This is a genomic window from Streptococcus sp. 27098_8_76 (genome assembly GCF_041432315.1).
GTDB lineage: Bacteria > Bacillota > Bacilli > Lactobacillales > Streptococcaceae > Streptococcus.
The window spans coordinates 136,970-155,760 of sequence record NZ_JAPVZI010000006.1 but is presented as its reverse complement, the minus strand read 5'-3'; the positions used below and the strand labels follow the sequence as shown (position 1 = coordinate 155,760).

Annotated in this window: 16 protein-coding genes, 8 tRNA genes and 1 pseudogene; all 25 read left to right on the top strand. The window is 39.9% G+C overall.

Annotated features, from left to right (window positions below; all coding sequences use genetic code 11):
- Position 1: 1 nt before the first annotated feature.
- The 25 genes and pseudogenes from O3636_RS06070 (at position 2) to O3636_RS05950 (ending at position 18,791) form a co-directional block, all read left to right on the top strand.
- Positions 2-74 (top strand) — tRNA-Asp (locus tag O3636_RS06070).
- 23 nt (positions 75-97) lie between these two features.
- A tRNA-Lys gene (locus O3636_RS06065) sits at positions 98-170 on the top strand.
- A 5-nt stretch (positions 171-175) separates the two neighbouring features.
- Positions 176-257 (top strand) — tRNA-Leu (locus O3636_RS06060).
- Positions 258-275: 18 nt separating this feature from the next.
- A tRNA-Thr gene (locus tag O3636_RS06055) sits at positions 276-348 on the top strand.
- A gap of 22 nt (positions 349-370) precedes the next feature.
- Positions 371-442, top strand: a tRNA-Gly gene (locus O3636_RS06050).
- Positions 443-449: 7 nt separating this feature from the next.
- Positions 450-535 (top strand) — tRNA-Leu (locus O3636_RS06045).
- A gap of 9 nt (positions 536-544) precedes the next feature.
- A tRNA-Arg gene (locus tag O3636_RS06040) sits at positions 545-618 on the top strand.
- A 15-nt stretch (positions 619-633) separates the two neighbouring features.
- A tRNA-Pro gene (locus O3636_RS06035) sits at positions 634-707 on the top strand.
- Positions 708-1,233: 526 nt separating this feature from the next.
- Positions 1,234-1,425: pseudogene (locus tag O3636_RS06030) on the top strand (hypothetical protein).
- The gene (locus O3636_RS06025) at positions 1,422-1,616 is read left to right on the top strand and encodes a hypothetical protein (protein ID WP_371642199.1); all 195 of its coding nucleotides are present in this window, start codon (positions 1,422-1,424) and stop codon (positions 1,614-1,616) included. The pseudogene O3636_RS06030 and the gene O3636_RS06025 overlap by 4 nt, the downstream one beginning before the upstream one ends.
- The gene (locus O3636_RS06020; RefSeq protein ID WP_261077302.1) at positions 1,603-2,487 is read left to right on the top strand and encodes an ABC transporter ATP-binding protein; all 885 of its coding nucleotides are present in this window, start codon (positions 1,603-1,605) and stop codon (positions 2,485-2,487) included. The genes O3636_RS06025 and O3636_RS06020 overlap by 14 nt, the downstream gene beginning before the upstream one ends.
- A 1-nt stretch (position 2,488) precedes the next feature.
- Positions 2,489-3,226 (top strand): ABC transporter permease, encoded by a 738-nt coding sequence (locus tag O3636_RS06015; RefSeq protein ID WP_125415577.1) that lies wholly within the window; start codon positions 2,489-2,491, stop codon positions 3,224-3,226.
- The gene (locus O3636_RS06010) at positions 3,226-4,323 is read left to right on the top strand and encodes a sensor histidine kinase (RefSeq protein WP_371642197.1); all 1,098 of its coding nucleotides are present in this window, start codon (positions 3,226-3,228) and stop codon (positions 4,321-4,323) included. Before O3636_RS06015 ends, O3636_RS06010 begins: the two co-directional genes overlap by 1 nt.
- Positions 4,324-4,923, top strand: a complete 600-nt coding sequence (locus tag O3636_RS06005; protein WP_371642195.1) for a response regulator transcription factor — start codon at positions 4,324-4,326, stop codon at positions 4,921-4,923.
- Positions 4,924-5,237: 314 nt separating this feature from the next.
- Entirely contained in the window at positions 5,238-5,651 is a 414-nt protein-coding gene (gene rpsL, locus O3636_RS06000; RefSeq protein WP_001142332.1) for a 30S ribosomal protein S12, read from the top strand.
- Positions 5,652-5,670: 19 nt separating this feature from the next.
- Positions 5,671-6,141, top strand: coding sequence for a 30S ribosomal protein S7 (gene rpsG / locus O3636_RS05995; protein ID WP_000087873.1), 471 nt, complete (start codon positions 5,671-5,673; stop codon positions 6,139-6,141).
- A gap of 394 nt (positions 6,142-6,535) precedes the next feature.
- A complete protein-coding gene (gene fusA, locus O3636_RS05990; protein ID WP_000090345.1) occupies positions 6,536-8,617 on the top strand; it encodes an elongation factor G in 2,082 nt (693 codons plus the stop codon).
- Between the two features lie 103 nt (positions 8,618-8,720).
- Positions 8,721-13,112: a PolC-type DNA polymerase III gene (locus O3636_RS05985; RefSeq protein ID WP_371642193.1), complete on the top strand. Its 4,392-nt coding sequence runs from the start codon at positions 8,721-8,723 to the stop codon at positions 13,110-13,112.
- A gap of 87 nt (positions 13,113-13,199) precedes the next feature.
- Positions 13,200-13,721, top strand: coding sequence for a DnaA ATPase domain-containing protein (locus tag O3636_RS05980; protein ID WP_265526500.1), 522 nt, complete (start codon positions 13,200-13,202; stop codon positions 13,719-13,721).
- Between the two features lie 109 nt (positions 13,722-13,830).
- A complete protein-coding gene (locus O3636_RS05975) occupies positions 13,831-14,781 on the top strand; it encodes a YafY family protein (RefSeq protein ID WP_000999611.1) in 951 nt (316 codons plus the stop codon).
- 7 nt (positions 14,782-14,788) lie between these two features.
- Positions 14,789-16,102, top strand: coding sequence for a DUF262 domain-containing protein (locus tag O3636_RS05970; RefSeq protein ID WP_000155165.1), 1,314 nt, complete (start codon positions 14,789-14,791; stop codon positions 16,100-16,102).
- Positions 16,096-17,994 carry a DUF262 domain-containing HNH endonuclease family protein gene (locus O3636_RS05965; protein WP_265526503.1) on the top strand — a complete coding sequence of 633 codons (1,899 nt, stop codon included), beginning with the start codon at positions 16,096-16,098 and terminating at the stop codon, positions 17,992-17,994. The genes O3636_RS05970 and O3636_RS05965 overlap by 7 nt, the downstream gene beginning before the upstream one ends.
- Positions 17,995-18,083: 89 nt before the next feature.
- Positions 18,084-18,347, top strand: coding sequence for a type II toxin-antitoxin system RelB/DinJ family antitoxin (locus tag O3636_RS05960; protein WP_000047863.1), 264 nt, complete (start codon positions 18,084-18,086; stop codon positions 18,345-18,347).
- Positions 18,340-18,618: a type II toxin-antitoxin system YafQ family toxin gene (locus O3636_RS05955; RefSeq protein ID WP_000913063.1), complete on the top strand. Its 279-nt coding sequence runs from the start codon at positions 18,340-18,342 to the stop codon at positions 18,616-18,618. The genes O3636_RS05960 and O3636_RS05955 overlap by 8 nt, the downstream gene beginning before the upstream one ends.
- 20 nt (positions 18,619-18,638) lie before the next feature.
- On the top strand, positions 18,639-18,791 hold the full coding sequence (locus O3636_RS05950; protein WP_000776626.1) for a hypothetical protein: 153 nt from the start codon (positions 18,639-18,641) through the stop codon (positions 18,789-18,791).

Genomic DNA, 18,791 nt, shown 5'->3' with positions numbered 1-18,791 from the left:
AGGTCCCGTAGTGTAGCGGTTATCACGTCGCCCTGTCACGGCGAAGATCGCGGGTTCGATTCCCGTCGGGACCGTTAAGATAACGTAAGTTATTTTAGACTCGTTAGCTCAGTTGGTAGAGCAATTGACTTTTAATCAATGGGTCACTGGTTCGAGCCCAGTACGGGTCATATATGCGGGTTTGGCGGAATTGGCAGACGCACCAGATTTAGGATCTGGCGCTTAACGGCGTGGGGGTTCAAGTCCCTTAACCCGCATTAAGATATAATAAATGAGCCGGCTTAGCTCAGTTGGTAGAGCATCTGATTTGTAATCAGAGGGTCGCGTGTTCAAGTCATGTAGCCGGCATTTTTAGATAGAAGAAAACAGTGCGAACGTAGTTCAGTGGTAGAACACCACCTTGCCAAGGTGGGGGTCGCGGGTTCGAATCCCGTCGTTCGCTTAGTGAGGCCGGGGTGGCGGAACTGGCAGACGCACAGGACTTAAAATCCTGCGATTGGTAACGATCGTACCGGTTCGATTCCGGTCCTCGGCATAATATAGAGCACCCTTAGCTCAACTGGATAGAGTACCTGACTACGAATCAGGCGGTTAGAGGTTCGACTCCTCTAGGGTGCATTTTTCTATTTAACTCGGGAAGTAGCTCAGCTTGGTAGAGTACTTGGTTTGGGACCAAGGTGTCGCAGGTTCGAATCCTGTCTTCCCGATTCGTTTCAGAGGTACGTGAGTGTATCTTTTTTCTTTTTTAAACTAGATATTATATACATTAAGAGAGAATCAGTTTGGTTCTCTCTTTTTTGAATTTCAGTAATTCATTTTATACTCTGATCTTCATTGAAAATCAGAGTATACTTTTTTGTTTCCTACTCTGTTTAATAATACGGTGGTTAATTATACACATTGAAATTTTATAGATTTTATAACTCTTATTAATTCTTAATAAAGCAATAGAAGAGTTTTTGTTGAACCTATAATATATGTTTCAATGTTATAAAAATTGCTTCTATTACGAGTTTAGGTAAGTATTAGTTTACATTATAGTGTGAATGGGGTTTGATATTTATTTTGAGGAAGCTGCCTTAGATTTTTCTACTTGTGTTTTATTGTATAGTGTATCTTGCTTATTTTGAACAGAATTTTTATGACATTTGTCATATCTCCTCATGACAGAAGCTTCTAGCTCCGCTAACTTCAAAAAACTATAATTGAAGTATGAAATGGAGGAATAAAAAAATGAAAGATAAAGTAATTGTCGCAATGAGTTTAGTAGCAGCAGGAGTCATGACTTATCTCATGTTCTCAGGATTGGATTAAGATTTCTATCATTTTCCTTGGGAGCTATTTGCAGGATTTGGAATGATGTCCTGGATTATCCGAGAAGGTTTGAAATTAGTATCAGATGTGAAAAAGGAGTTTGAAAAATGAAAAAAGCGTTTCTCTATCTTTTTATTGGAGTATCACTAGTGGTATGGTTGGTAGAAATGTTTACAGGTTGGTTTGATCAACCCTTCCTTCACCAATTCATCCGTGGTGCCTTGGGACTAGGATTTATGATTTTTATCGCCTTTCCTATGGGAAAGGAGTGGCTGAAAGGAGAATATCATGAACATGATTAAGGTAGAAAGCCTAAATAAAAACATCAAGGGCAAGGCTATTTTGAAGGATATTTCCTTTGAGGTAGCTGAAGGTGAATGCGTCGCCTTGATTGGGCCAAACGGAGCAGGAAAGACCACACTCTTGGACTGTCTGCTTGGAGATAAACTGGTCACAAGCGGTCAAGTATCCATCCAAGGCTTGTCAGTGACGAGTTCTCAGTTAGATTATATTAGAGGTTATCTGCCTCAAGAAAATGTCATCGTTCAGAAATTAAAGGTCAAAGAGTTGATTGCTTTCTTTCAAAGTATTTATCCAAATCCCTTGAGCAACCAGGAGATCGATCAACTATTGCAGTTTGACAAGCAACAAAAAGAGCAATTTGCAGAAAAATTGTCAGGCGGGCAAAAGCGTCTCTTCTCTTTTGCCTTGACCTTGATTGGCCGACCAAAACTTGTCTTTTTAGATGAACCAACTGCTGCCATGGATACTTCAACTCGTCAACGCTTTTGGGAAATTGTTCAGGAACTAAAAGCTAAGGGAGTTACCATTCTCTATTCGTCCCATTACATCGAAGAGGTAGAGCATACAGCGGACCGAATCTTGGTCTTGAATAAGGGAGAGTTGATTCGCGATACAACACCTCTAGCCATGCGCAGTGAGGAGATTGAAAAGCACTTTATCCTTCCTCTAGCATACAAGGAAGTCGTTGAGCAGTCTAACTTGGTTGAAAACTGGTCACAAAAACAAGATGCTTTGCAAGTAGTCACACGAGAGGCAAATGCTTTCTGGGAACTGTTAGTTCAAGCAGGATGTAGCATACAAGAAATTGAAGTTAATAATCGTAGTTTGTTGGATACAATCTTTGAAGAAACGCAGAAGGGAGATGACTAAGATGAAACAGTGGCTAGCATTAAATAAGATAGAATTTCTATTGACCAAACGGCAATCAGTCTATTATTTATTATCAGTAGGGATGCCGACAGCCTTCTATCTATTCTTTTCTGGCATCTACCAGGATACACCAGGTGGACCCGCGAATTTTATGCGTGATTACCTTATCTCTATGACTGCCTTTTCCATGATGTCGACAGCTATCTTCTCATTCCCAGCTGTTTTACATACAGATAAAATCAACAACTGGCAGAAAACATTGCGCCATACTCCGGTAAATATGGTAGAATATTATCTATCAAAGATAACAAGTATGATGGTTGATTATCTGGTCTCAATCCTGGTTGTTTTCTCAGTTGGGCACTTGGTCAGAGGTGTGGATATGCCTTTAGGAAGCTGGATTGGGGCTGCGCTCTTGCTGATAGTAGGAAGTGTAGCTTTTGTAGCGCTTGGCTTGACCTTGACACTCTTGCCTTCTAGTCAGCTGATGTCTGTCGTGGGCAATCTTCTCTATCTAGGTTTGGCTGTTTTAGGTGGACTCTGGATGCCCATCTCTTTATTTCCAGACTGGATGCAAGCAATCGGGAAGTGCCTACCAACTTATCAGTTGATGGAATTGCTCAAGACATTTTTAAATGAGGATGGCATCAATCTATCAGCCACAGTTTATCTACTTGTTTTTTCAGCAGTTTTGTTTGGTTTGGCCATTTACCTTCAAGGTCATAAGGAGAATGCTTAATGCTTGAAAGACTGAAAAGCATACATTATATGTTTTGGGCCAGTTTAATTTTTATGATTTTCCCCATCCTGCCTGTAGTGACTGGGGAGCTTCCTAGCTGGCATTTGTTGATTGACATTCTGTTTGTCTTGGCTTACTTAGGTGTTTTAACCACCAAGAGTCAGCGTTTATCCTGGCTCTGTTGGGTGATTATGCTAGCCTATGTAGCTGGGAATACTGCCTTTGTTGGTGTAAATTATATCTGGTTCTTCTTTTTCCTTGCCAATCTCTTAATTTATCATTTCGGCGTACGTAGTTTTAATTCTTTACATGTCCGGACTTTTCTCCTTGCTCAATTCCTTGTTGTGGGGCAACTTTTGATTTTTCAGGAAGTTGAAGTTGAGTTTCTAGTCTATCTGCTTGGAATTATCACTTTTATCGATTTAATGACTTTTGGTTTGATTCGGATTCGGATTGTGGAGGATTTGAAAGAAGCACAGGCTAAGCAAAATGCCCAGATAAATCTATTGCTTGCTGAAAATGAGCGCAATCGTATCGGTCAGGATTTGCATGATAGTCTGGGACATACTTTTGCTATGCTGAGTGTCAAGACAGATTTAGCCTTGCAGTTATTTCAGATGGAAGCTTATTCACAGGTGGAGAAGGAATTAAAAGAAATTCACCAGATCAGCAAGGATTCCATGAATGAAGTGCGAACCATTGTGGAAAATCTGAAATCACGGACCTTAGCTTCAGAACTTGAAACTGTCAAAAAGATGCTAGAGATTGCTGGCATTGAGGTTCAAGTTGACAATCACTTGGACAAGGCTAGCTTGACCCAGGATGTAGAGTCCACGGCTGCTATGATTTTGTTAGAACTTGCGACCAATATCATCAAGCATGCCAGAGCTGGAAAAGCCTATCTAAAACTGGAACGAACAGATCAGGAATTGGTCCTGACAGTTAGAGATGAAGGGAAAGGTTTTGCAACTGTAAAAGGAAATGAACTTCATACAGTCCGTGACCGTGCAGCAGCCTTCTCAGGTCAAGTAGAGCTGGTCAGCTTGAAACATCCAACAGAGGTGCGCGTGCATCTGCCTTATAAGGAGAGAAAGTAGATGAAAGTTTTAGTCGCAGAAGATCAAAGTATGCTTAGAGACGCCATGTGTCAATTGCTCACTCTTCAACCTGATGTGGAATCTGTCCTTCAAGTTAAGAATGGGCAAGAAGCAATCCAAATCTTAGAAAAAGAATCCGTAGATATCGTCATTCTTGATGTAGAGATGCCTGTTAAGACAGGTCTTGAAGTCTTGGAGTGGATACGAGCAGAAAAGCTTGAAACAAAGGTGGTTGTAGTGACGACCTTCAAGCGCTCAGGGTATTTTGAACGTGCGGTCAAGGCTGGGGTAGATGCTTATGTATTAAAAGAAAGAAACATTGCAGACCTCATGCAAACCTTGCACACCGTCCTAGAGGGACGCAAGGAGTATTCGCCTGAATTGATGGAAGTGGTGATGACGCATCCCAATCCGTTAACAGAGCAAGAAATCGCAGTTTTAAAGGGAATCGCTCAGGGTTTATCTAATCAAGAAATTGCAGACAAACTTTATCTATCCAACGGAACAGTCCGAAACTATGTCACCAATATTCTTTCGAAACTAGATGCTGGTAATCGAACAGAGGCAGCTAATATCGCGAAAGAATCTGGTTGGTTGTGATACTATCATATCTCGAAAACTATTATGTGCTAAAATTGATGGGATTGAATGGAACAATACTAACTTTAGGAGGGAGGGATTCCTCCTTTTTCTTTTTTTAGGGAGCACTACAAAAGAGCTAAAATTAACAATAAAAAAGAAAAATATCTTGACAACCAAGGGAAAATTTTGTTACAATAATAGACGGTACTTTTTACTTTTGGTCTCTCAAGAGTGTACAGGGACGTGCTGACAAATGTTGCAAAAGTACACACAGATGATAGCTGTCACCAAGTGTATCATCACCAAAAATAAAAAAACACAGGAGAATGTAGATGCCTACAATTAACCAATTGGTTCGCAAACCGCGTAAATCAAAAGTAGAAAAATCTAAATCACCAGCTTTGAACGTTGGTTACAACAGTCATAAAAAAGTTCAAACAAACGTTTCTTCACCACAAAAACGTGGTGTTGCAACTCGTGTTGGAACAATGACACCTAAAAAACCTAACTCAGCCCTTCGTAAATTCGCTCGTGTACGTTTGAGCAACCTTATCGAAGTTACTGCCTACATCCCAGGTATCGGACACAACTTGCAAGAGCACAGCGTAGTGCTTCTTCGTGGTGGACGTGTAAAAGACCTTCCAGGGGTACGTTACCATATCGTCCGTGGTGCACTTGATACTGCAGGTGTTAACGATCGTAAACAAGGCCGTTCTAAATACGGTACTAAACGTCCAAAAGCATAAGGAAAGGGGATAAAGAGAAATGAGTCGTAAAAATAGAGCTCCAAAACGTGACGTATTGCCAGATCCGCTTTACAATTCACAACTAGTTACTCGTCTTATCAACCGCGTTATGCTTGATGGTAAACGTGGTACAGCTGCTTCAATCGTTTACGGTGCCTTTGAGCAAATCAAAGAAGCTACTGGAAACGATGCACTTGAAGTATTTGAAACAGCTATGGAAAACATCATGCCTGTACTTGAAGTACGTGCACGTCGTGTTGGTGGTTCTAACTACCAAGTCCCAGTTGAAGTTCGTCCAGAACGTCGTACAACACTTGGACTTCGTTGGTTGGTAACAATCGCTCGTCTTCGTGGTGAACACACAATGCAAGACCGTCTTGCAAAAGAAATCTTGGATGCTGCTAACAACACTGGTGCAGCTGTTAAGAAACGTGAAGACACTCACCGTATGGCTGAAGCTAACCGTGCATTCGCACACTTCCGTTGGTAAGATAGGATGCGAAAGCGTTAAGAAAGTCCCAGAGAAAATAGGGAATCAAAGCAGGTTGCGATTGCAACCAATGAGATTCATCTTTTTCTCCAGACTTTTAGCTTGAGCTCAACTATATCATGATGCTAGGAACGGTAAGGATGCAAGGTGAAAATAGGAAACTGATGCAGTATTCGACGAATACAAGGAAGTTTATCTTTTTCACACAGCATCCTGTTCTGGCTCAAATCGGCTAATTAACTTTAGCCCGAGTTCAATTTAACTTGTAAATCTACAGGTTGAAACCAACAGTAGCATGAAAACATTGAGAACGGGTAGGTCCTGCCTATCCGTTTTTATTAAAATCATGTTATAATAGAATAGAAATCAAAAATAAATAGGAGAAACAAACCTCATGGCACGCGAATTTTCACTTGAAAAAACTCGTAATATCGGTATCATGGCTCACGTCGATGCCGGTAAAACAACAACTACTGAGCGTATTCTTTACTACACTGGTAAAATCCACAAAATCGGTGAAACTCACGAAGGTGCGTCACAAATGGACTGGATGGAGCAAGAGCAAGAGCGTGGTATCACTATCACATCTGCTGCGACAACAGCTCAATGGAACAACCACCGCGTAAACATCATTGACACACCAGGACACGTGGACTTCACAATCGAAGTACAACGTTCTCTTCGTGTATTGGATGGTGCGGTTACCGTTCTTGACTCACAATCAGGTGTTGAGCCTCAAACTGAAACAGTTTGGCGTCAAGCAACTGAGTACGGAGTTCCACGTATCGTATTTGCCAACAAAATGGACAAAATCGGTGCTGACTTCCTTTACTCTGTAAGCACACTTCACGATCGTCTTCAAGCAAACGCACACCCAATCCAATTGCCAATCGGTTCTGAAGATGACTTCCGTGGTATCATCGACTTGATCAAGATGAAAGCTGAAATCTATACTAACGACCTTGGTACAGATATCCTTGAAGAAGATATTCCAGCTGAATACCTTGACCAAGCTCAAGAATACCGTGAAAAATTGATCGAAGCAGTTGCTGAAACTGACGAAGAATTGATGATGAAATACCTCGAAGGTGAAGAAATCACTAACGAAGAATTGAAAGCTGGTATCCGTAAAGCGACTATCAACGTTGAATTCTTCCCAGTATTGTGTGGTTCAGCCTTCAAGAATAAAGGTGTTCAATTGATGCTTGATGCGGTTATTGACTACCTTCCAAGCCCACTTGATATCCCAGCGATTAAAGGTATTAACCCAGATACAGACGCTGAAGAAACTCGTCCAGCATCTGACGAAGAGCCATTTGCAGCTCTTGCCTTCAAGATCATGACAGATCCATTCGTAGGTCGTTTGACATTCTTCCGTGTGTACTCAGGTGTGCTTCAATCAGGTTCATACGTATTGAACACTTCTAAAGGTAAACGTGAGCGTATCGGACGTATCCTTCAAATGCACGCTAACAGCCGTCAAGAAATTGACACTGTTTACTCAGGTGATATCGCTGCTGCCGTTGGTTTGAAAGATACTACAACTGGTGACTCATTGACAGATGAAAAAGCTAAAATCATTCTTGAGTCAATCAACGTTCCAGAACCAGTTATCCAATTGATGGTTGAGCCAAAATCTAAAGCTGACCAAGACAAGATGGGTATCGCCCTTCAAAAATTGGCTGAAGAAGATCCAACATTCCGCGTTGAAACAAACGTTGAAACTGGTGAAACAGTTATCTCTGGTATGGGTGAGCTTCACCTTGACGTCCTTGTTGACCGTATGCGTCGTGAGTTCAAAGTTGAAGCGAACGTAGGTGCTCCTCAAGTATCTTACCGTGAAACATTCCGCGCTTCTACTCAAGCACGTGGATTCTTCAAACGTCAGTCTGGTGGTAAAGGTCAATTCGGTGATGTATGGATTGAATTTACTCCAAACGAAGAAGGTAAAGGATTCGAATTCGAAAACGCAATCGTCGGTGGTGTGGTTCCTCGTGAATTTATCCCAGCGGTTGAAAAAGGTTTGGTAGAATCTATGGCTAACGGTGTTCTTGCAGGTTACCCAATGGTTGACGTTAAAGCTAAGCTTTACGATGGTTCATACCACGATGTCGACTCATCTGAAACTGCCTTCAAGATCGCGGCTTCACTTGCCCTTAAAGAAGCTGCTAAATCAGCACAACCAGCTATCCTTGAGCCAATGATGCTTGTAACAATCACTGTTCCAGAAGAAAACCTTGGTGATGTTATGGGGCACGTAACTGCTCGTCGTGGACGTGTAGATGGTATGGAAGCACACGGTAACAGCCAAATCGTTCGTGCTTACGTTCCACTTGCTGAAATGTTCGGTTACGCAACAGTTCTTCGTTCTGCATCTCAAGGACGTGGTACATTCATGATGGTATTTGACCACTACGAAGATGTACCTAAGTCAGTACAAGAAGAAATCATTAAGAAAAACAAAGGTGAAGACTAATCAGTCCTCACTATAGAAGGAAGTCACTTAGTGGCTTCCTTTTGTCTTTAGAAAACACCTCTAAGTATGGTAAAATAGTAGAAGAATAATGTGAGGAAAATGAATGTCAAATAGTTTTGAAATTTTGATGAATCAATTGGGGATGCCTGCTGAAATGAGGCAGGATCCTGCTTTAGCACAGGCTGATATTGAGCGAGTTGTGGTTCATAAAATTAGTAAGGTATGGGAGTTTCATTTCGTATTTTCTAATATTTTACCTATTGAAATCTTTTTAGAATTAAAGAAAGGGCTGAGTGAGGAATTTTCTAAGACAGGCAATAAAGCTGTTTTCGAAATCAAGACTCTGTCTCAAGAATTTTCAAATCAACTCTTGCAGTCCTATTATAGAGAGGCTTTTTCTGAGGGACCATGTGCTAGTCAAGGTTTTAAGTCACTTTATCAAAATTTGCAAGTTCGTGCGGAGGGCAATCAGCTATTTATTGAAGGATCTGAGGCAATTGATAAGGAACACTTTAAGAAAAATCACCTTCCTAATTTAGCTAAACAACTTGAAAAGTTTGGTTTTCCAACTTTTAATTGTCAAGTAGAGAAAAATGATGTGCTGACCCAAGAGCAGGAAGAGGCCTTTCATGCTGAAAATGAGCAGATTGTTCAAGCTGCCAATGAGGAAGCGCTCCGTGCTATGGAACAACTAGAACAGATGGCGCCACCTCCAGCGGAAGAGAAACCAGCTTTTGATTTTCAAGCCAAAAAAGCTGTAGCTAAACCCAAGTTGGACAAGGCGGAGATTACTCCTATGATCGAAGTGACGACGGAGGAAAACCGTCTGGTTTTTGAAGGGGTTGTTTTTGATGTGGAGCAAAAAGTGACTAGAACAGGTCGTGTTTTGATCAACTTTAAAATGACAGACTACACTTCCAGTTTTTCTATGCAAAAGTGGGTTAAGAACGAGGAAGAGGCTCAGAAATTTGATCTAATTAAGAAAAATTCTTGGCTCCGAGTTCGTGGGAATGTGGAGATGAATAACTTCACACGCGATTTGACTATGAACGTGCAGGATGTGCAGGAAGTTGTTCACTATGAGCGGAAGGATTTGATGCCAGAAGGTGAGCGTCGGGTTGAGTTTCATGCTCATACTAATATGTCGACTATGGATGCTCTACCAGAGGTTGAAGAAATCGTTGCGACAGCTGCTAAGTGGGGACACAAGGCGGTTGCCATCACCGACCATGGAAATGTTCAATCCTTCCCACACGGCTATAAGGCTGCTAAGAAAGCGGGAATCCAGCTAATCTATGGAATGGAAGCTAATATTGTGGAGGACCGTGTTCCTATCGTTTATAACGAAGTGGAGATGGATTTGTCAGAAGCGACCTATGTGGTCTTTGACGTGGAAACGACGGGTCTATCAGCTATCTATAATGACTTGATTCAGGTTGCGGCTTCTAAGATGTACAAGGGGAATGTCATTGCTGAATTTGATGAATTTATCAATCCTGGACATCCCTTGTCAGCTTTTACTACTGAGTTGACTGGAATTACAGATGACCATGTCAAAAATGCCAAACCACTGGAACAAGTTTTGCAAGAATTCCAAGAATTTTGTAAGGATACAGTCTTAGTTGCCCACAATGCGACCTTTGACGTTGGCTTTATGAATGCCAATTATGAGCGTCATGGTCTTCCTAAAATTAGCCAGCCAGTTATTGATACGCTCGAGTTTGCTAGAAATCTCTATCCTGAGTATAAACGCCATGGTTTGGGGCCTTTGACTAAGCGTTTTGGTGTGGCTTTGGAACATCACCACATGGCCAACTACGATGCGGAAGCGACTGGTCGTCTGCTTTTCATCTTTATCAAAGAAGTGGCAGAGAAACATGGTGTGACCGATCTAGCTAGACTTAACATTGATTTGATTAGTCCAGACTCTTATAAAAAAGCTCGGATCAAGCATGCGACCATTTATGTCAAGAATCAGGTAGGTCTAAAAAATATCTTTAAGCTGGTTTCTTTATCCAATACCAAGTACTTTGAAGGGGTGCCACGAATTCCGAGAACGGTTTTAGATGCCCATCGGGAAGGTTTGATTTTAGGTTCAGCTTGCTCGGAGGGTGAAGTTTTTGATGCAGTCGTTTCCCAGGGCGTGGATGCGGCGGTTGAGGTGGCCAAGTATTATGACTTTATCGAGGTTATGCCACCTGCTATCTATGCTCCCTTGATTGCCAAGGAGCAGGTTAAAGATATGGAGGAGCTCCAGACTATTATCAGGAGTTTGATAGAGGTGGGAGACCGTCTTGGTAAGCCTGTTCTGGCTACGGGGAATGTCCACTATATCGAACCAGAAGAAGAGATTTACCGTGAAATTATCGTCCGTAGTTTGGGCCAGGGGGCTATGATTAACCGAACTATCGGTCATGGTGAACATGCCCAACCAGCACCACTTCCAAAGGCTCATTTTCGAACGACTAATGAGATGTTGGATGAATTTGCCTTCTTGGGAGAGGAATTAGCTCGCAAATTGGTTATTGAAAACACCAATGCCTTGGCAGAAATCTTTGAACCTGTTGAGGTAGTTAAGGGTGACTTGTATACGCCTTTCATCGACAAGGCTGAAGAAACGGTCGCTGAGCTGACCTATAAGAAAGCTTTTGAGATTTATGGAAATCCGCTACCAGATATTGTCGATTTACGGATTGAAAAAGAACTGACTTCTATTCTGGGGAATGGATTTGCTGTGATTTATCTGGCTTCGCAGATGCTGGTACAACGTTCTAATGAACGGGGCTACTTGGTTGGTTCTCGTGGGTCTGTCGGATCTAGTTTCGTTGCGACCATGATTGGGATTACAGAGGTCAATCCTCTCTCTCCTCACTATGTCTGTGGTCAGTGTCAGTACAGTGAGTTTATCACCGATGGTTCGTACGGTTCAGGATTTGATATGCCCAATAAGGACTGTCCAAACTGTGGTCATAAACTCAACAAAAACGGACAGGATATTCCGTTTGAAACCTTCCTTGGTTTTGATGGAGACAAGGTTCCTGATATTGACTTGAACTTTTCGGGAGAAGACCAGCCTAGCGCCCACTTGGATGTGCGTGATATCTTTGGTGAGGAATATGCCTTCCGTGCAGGAACGGTTGGTACGGTTGCTGCCAAGACCGCTTATGGATTTGTCAAGGGCTATGAGCGAGATTATGGCAAGTTTTATCGTGATGCAGAGGTGGAACGCCTTGCTCAAGGTGCAGCTGGTGTCAAGCGGACAACAGGACAACACCCGGGGGGAATCGTTGTTATTCCTAACTATATGGATGTTTACGACTTTACGCCTGTCCAGTATCCAGCAGATGACGTAACGGCTGAATGGCAGACCACTCACTTTAACTTCCATGATATCGACGAGAACGTCCTCAAACTCGATGTACTGGGACATGATGATCCGACCATGATTCGAAAACTTCAGGACTTGTCTGGGATTGACCCTAATGAAATTCCTATGGATGACGAAGGCGTGATGGCACTCTTTTCTGGGACTGATGTGTTAGGGGTAACACCTGAGCAAATCGGGACGCCTACGGGGATGTTGGGGATTCCAGAGTTTGGAACCAACTTTGTCCGAGGCATGGTCGATGAAACCCATCCGACAACTTTTGCGGAGTTGCTTCAGTTGTCAGGGTTGTCCCATGGTACCGACGTTTGGCTGGGCAATGCTCAAGATCTGATTAAGCAAGGAATAGCAGACCTATCGACTGTTATCGGTTGTCGGGACGACATCATGGTTTACCTCATGCATGCTGGTCTAGAACCTAAGATGGCCTTTACCATTATGGAACGGGTACGTAAGGGCTTGTGGCTCAAGATTTCCGAAGAGGAACGCAATAGCTATATCGAAGCCATGAAGGCTAATAAGGTGCCAGAGTGGTATATCGAATCCTGTGGGAAAATTAAGTACATGTTCCCTAAAGCCCATGCGGCAGCCTACGTTATGATGGCCTTGCGTGTAGCTTACTTCAAGGTTCACCATCCCATTTATTATTACTGTGCTTACTTCTCAATCCGTGCTAAGGCTTTTGATATCAAGATCATGGGGGCGGGCTTGGATGCCATCAAACGCAGAATGGAAGAAATCTCTGAAAAACGGAAGAACAATGAGGCCTCTAATGTGGAAATCGATCTCTATACAACTCTTGAGATTGTCAATGAGATGTGGGAGCGTGGCTTCAAGTTTGGGAAGTTAGACCTCTACCGTAGTGATGCGACTGAATTCATCATTGACGGAGATACACTGATTCCACCATTTGTCGCTATGGATGGTCTAGGAGAGAACGTTGCTAAGCAGTTAGTTCGAGCGCGTGAAAAGGGAGAATTCCTCTCTAAAACAGAACTCCGCAAGCGTGGAGGGCTCTCATCAACCTTGGTTGAAAAGATGGATGAAATGGGTATTCTTGGCAATATGCCAGAGGATAACCAGCTCAGTTTGTTTGATGAGTTGTTTTAAAAAATTGCTTATTTTGATCAAGTGGACAAAATATGTCCACTTGATTTGTTATAATTCTCTTAAAAATAATAGAAAAGAGAGTATAATATGGTGGATCAAGGAATTTTAAATTCTAATGTGTCAATTGAAGAGCAAATTTACAATTTTGAAAAAGGCTTGAAAGATGATGGGAGTGATTGGACTGGGTTCCCACAAATAGACTTAAAAGAAGATTTTCAATGTATTTACATTTGCGGTATTTCAGAGACTGACAGATGGCATTTGTTTTATACGTTAACTAAAATAAAACCTGCTACTCCAATAGCATCACTTGGATATTATCGAGTGAGAGATAATTTGATTTTTTCTAAACATAGTCAATGGATAAAACTGCAAATGGAGTATACAGAGTATGACTTGATTTTTCTGGAGGGAGTTCAATTTTGGGGAGAGGCTGATCAAAGGGTACAGGAATACTGGATGCAGCAATTCAAAGAGAATAAGAAAAGAGGCAGACTCTTCATTGTATATTCAGACTGCTTACCCGAAGACTTAAAAAATATGGATGAATCCGTAGTTGAGTTCTTCGAATCTGGCATATTGGTACAGTTGAAATCACCTAAGGGCTAGTTTATTTTGCTTTAATCGTTTTGAATCTAAAGTGCTAGTTAGACTATAGAAGTGATAATAATGTACTAGAAATAATATTGTTTGAATAATATGTAGAAGGAAATTGCAAATGAATGATCAAGAGAGATTACTAACGATCTTTTTACGTTTACAGTTTGGGACTCCGTTAGGAAAAAAGCAACTGGCTCAGGAATTTGAGGTTAGTGAAAAGACGATACAGAGAGATTTTTCGCTCCTTCGTGATATTTTATCCAGTTATCCCGATTTTAGTGGAGACTTGCTTTATAGTCGTAAAACAAATAAGTATAGCCTATCAAGTAAGTCAGTTTTTAATAAAAAGGATATTCTCGTTATTTCAAAGATTTTATTGGAAAATCGAGCACTGAACAGACCAGAAATTGCTAGCTTACTAAATAATTTACTGGTCTTGGTTCCCCGTGCTGATCAGAAAGAAATTGAGCAGATCATTGGCAGCGAAAAGCTTAACTATGCTCCCTTAACGGATCAACAAAATAGAATAGAGAAAATTTGGAATTTATCAGAAGCTATTTTGCATGAACAGGTTCTAGATATTATCTATCAAAAACCTTATTCTGAATCTTCTAAGAGGCAGACTGTTTTGCCAGTCTCTCTTTACTATGATAATCATTATTTCTATCTGGTTGTTTACCAGTTGAAACATGCTACTTATATTACTTTAAGAGTAGACCGTATCCAGTCATGGTCTCTTAGTGGTATAGAGAAACCTTCTATTTCTTATCGAGATAAATTTAGAGATGGCGACATTCGTAACGAGAGAGTAGATGCTTTTATCGGGAAGAAAATCAGTATTGAGATCGAGTATTTGAATGATCCGACTATTGTGATGGACCAATTTCCAAATGCAAAAATAGTTGGGAAAAATGGCGACTGGACTCATTTTCAGTTTGAAAGTCAGCATACACCGGGGCTTAAACGCTGGTTGCTGGGACAAGGGGAAGCAGTCACTATTTTGTCTCCTCGAATTTTAGTAGAGGATATGAAGCAAACAGTTCAAGAAATGATAGATAAATATAGATGAGGATAAAATGACTATTCAATTTACTTCTAAAAAGGTTGGAGAACTATTGAAAGAAGGGAATTTGCGAATTCCTTCTTATCAAAGACCATATAAATGGAACAGAAAACATATCCGTAATCTTTTTTATGATTTACGAGATGCTATGGGGAAGAAGGAATATCAGATTGGTTCCGTTATCTTGCATGAAAATGATGAATACTTAGATATTGTCGATGGACAGCAACGGCTAATTTCAATTTCCTTGTTTCTTCATTTATTAGATGATTTAGAGAATTATAAGGGTGCTAAGCAACTGCTGAGTAGTGCTGTATTTGGAGAGCTATCTTGCTATCATGCGAGTGAAAATTATAATGAGTGGGAAAATTTGACTCAATTGGTCGGCGAAAATCAGGCAAAAGATATTTGCAACTTTTTATTGGAAAATTGTTCTGTCTCCGTGATTACTATGCCACAGGAACGATTATCAGAGGCCTTTCAGCTATTTGATTCTCAGAATAATCGTGGAAAATCTTTAGAACCTCATGATTTGCTCAAAGCCTATCATCTTCGCAAGCAAGATTCAGAAGATGAAAAGATTGTTGAAAAGTGGGAGAAATTTGTGGAAGATAAAGATTTAAGTCTCAAAGAGTTGTTTGATAAACATCTTTTTCGTATGAGACGTTGGTCGCGAGGAGAGACAGGATTAACAAACAAGCGTTATGGCTCTTATCTCCGTTTTACAGAGGATTTTATTGACGATTTTAAAGGCGTTGATTTGAATCAGAACTTTCCATATCTAGAATTGTATCGTCATATTGAAAATTTTCCTATGTCAATTACTATGCCAATCATTGATGGAAGTAAATTTTTTGAGTATATTGAATCTGCTCATGAAACTATTAGAGTTCATAAAAATTTTTTAAATAAACAGTTAGGGGTCTCTAATGAGTCAGAGGAGGAAGAAAAAAATGTAGCTTACCCAGAAGGTATGTTGAACATTTACAATAGCTCAAAAGGACGCTACCTCAAGTGTCACAATATATTCTTAAATATTTGTTCACTTTTTGCAGATAGATTTGGAAAAGATGAGTTATCAAAGGAGATAGTAGAGACCTTGTTTATTTGGTCTTATTACCCTCGGGTTAAGTCTAAAGCCATATATGATGCAACGGTAGGGAAATACGCTGCTGGTGGAAGTTTTAGACAAAAAGAGGTTCAAAAGCTATTTCAACTTTTATCTCATGCTGTCACTCCGAATGATTTTATGGTCAAGATAGATAGAGAATTATTTGAAAATTATACTGTGGACAAGATTATAGAAGAGGAAAAAAATAAATGGTAGAAACACATATAAGCTTATCAGTTAATCGTTTGTTAAATGAAGATACCTATGCTATCCCTCTTTATCAGAGAAATTTTGCTTGGACTTATGATGAAATTGAGCAGTTATTGAATGACGTAGCAGATGCTTTTCAAGAAAATAGAGACAATTACTATAATAGAGACAATTACTACTATATTGGAACATTAGTCGTTAATAAAGAGAATGACATTTTCAAAATCATAGATGGGCAACAACGGACAACAGCCCTTAATTTGATTGCCTTAGCTTTGAAGCATGAGTTTGGTTTTGATAGATTGAAAGCTGTCAATCTTACCTTCCCAGCTCGGAAGAAATCAAATGAGAATATTCAAAAGCTATTTACCAAGCAAAAAATTTCAGAGGGCGATGAAAATGAGTTGACTAGAGGCTACGGGCATGCTAAAGATGCATTGAAAAAAGTGTTAGAAGAGCGCCAATTGGCTCCTCAGTCTTTCGTTGATTATCTTTTTGAGAAGGTTATCATTTTTCGGAGTATACTTCCTGAAGATTTAGATTTGAATCTTTATTTCGAACGTTTCAACTCTCGAGGCGAACAACTAGAGGCTCATGAGATTCTTAAGGCACAAATGATGTCTAAATTTGGTGAAGATCAAGAAATGGCACAAAAATTTGCGAGAATTTGGGATGCCTGTGCAGAGTTTGATAAGCCGGTAATAAAAACTTTTCAAATCCGAAGTAGACCAAACAATACTGATGAAGAGGGGGAGAGAATTTTTGGTAAAGAATTTACTAACTTCAAATTGGAAAGTGTATTTGAGAAAATAAGAGTAAAAAAAATTGAGCAACGAAGTTTACTAGATGCAATTACTCAGACAAAATATGAAAGTAGTAGCTTAGTAAATAATGGAGCAGATATTTCAAATTATACGACTGTAATTGATTTTCCAACATTTTTGCTTCAAGTTTTTTTCATCATGGAAGGAAATGATGAAACTACATTTGACGATAAAAAATTATTGAAAATTTTTGAAATTGAACGACGAGATAGAGAATGGGTCCAACAATTTGGGCAACTACTTCTGACTATGAAGCATATATTTGATACGCTTATCGTAAAAAATGTCCAATTAGAAAATGAAACCGAATGGCAAATCAAACGAGGTAAGTATGAGACATATCAACGAAATGAAAATGGAGGATGGAAATATGTTCGAATTAATTATCAAAACAATACTTTTGACAATTTAAACAAAAACATTATCCTCCTTCAATCCATGTTTGCTGTGACCTTTACTGCTAATCGTGATAGTCGTTGGTTATATGAAATCTTGCAATTCCTGTTTAACCATATTGAAGAGTTAAATCAAACAGAATTTGCTAGTCTCTTTAAGGATTTTCTTGAAAAAATGGCAGTGAGATATGCTGAGGAAAGATTGTTTACCGAAGATAAAAGTATCAAAAAATATGGGGCAATTCCTGTTTACGCTTTTAACTTTGTAGATTATGTTTTATGGAAAAATCGTGAAGAATTGAAGAAAGATTACGATATTGAGTTTAAAGATTTTAAATTTGCTTATCGTCGCTCCGTAGAACATTGGTATCCTCAGAATCCAAATGGACATGATGGAGAGAGACAATTACCTGCTGAGTTTTTACATTCCTTTGGCAACCTTTGTATTATTACCGATAGTCAGAACTCTAGGTTTGGCAACTCCTATCCAGAGGCTAAATTAGAACAATGGGAAAGAGAAGGGATATTCCATCGTCAGAGTTTAAAATTACAGATGATGGCAAAGATAACTTCTAAAAAAGATTCTGGTTGGGGTCCGGAACAAATAACAGAACTGGAAAAAGAGATCTTGACTAGGGTAAATCATTTTATAGAAAATAAGTCATCAGAGCAACGATAATCATCTATCCAAAGAGGCTAATGTATATCCAATAGATTTACATTAGCCTTCTTTTTTGTTAAAATAGTCTATAGAAAGAGGGTGAGAGTATGTCAAAGACGAGTATGAGCATCCGTTTGGATAGTGAGGTGAAGGAGCAGGCTCAACAGGTGTTTAGTAATCTGGGAATGGATATGACAACAGCTATCAATATTTTTCTTCGTCAGGCTATTCAATATCAGGGATTACCTTTTGATGTTAGACTAGACGAGAATCGGAAGTTGCTTGAGGTATTAACGGATTTAGACCAAAATCGTAATATGAGCCAATCCTTTGAATCAGTCTCTGACTTGATGGAGGATTTGCGTGCTTAAGATTCGTTATCATAAACAGTTTAAAAAAGATTTTAAGTTGGCTATGAAGCGTGGTTTGAGGGCAGAATTATTAGAAGAAGTTTTAAATTTTCTGGTTCAAGAAAAAGAACTTCCTGCTAGATATCGTGATCATCAACTGACAGCATCCAAGCATTTTCAAGGAGTTCGTGAATGCCATATCCAGCCAGATTGGCTTTTGGTTTATAAAGTAGACAAGGAAGAATTACTTTTAAACTTGCTTAGGACAGGTAGTCATAGTGATTTATTTTAATAAATTTTAAGGGGGGTCTCATGAAACTAAGAATTTTTGCGGAAGATAAGCCGGCTGAGAAGGTATTTGAATATCAATTAGAACTTGCTGATCAGACAATTCTTCTATCAACAGCACTCTTGTCAGGTGCTATTGCTTTAGCAGGATTATTCTCTGCTTTGAAAGAAAAATAA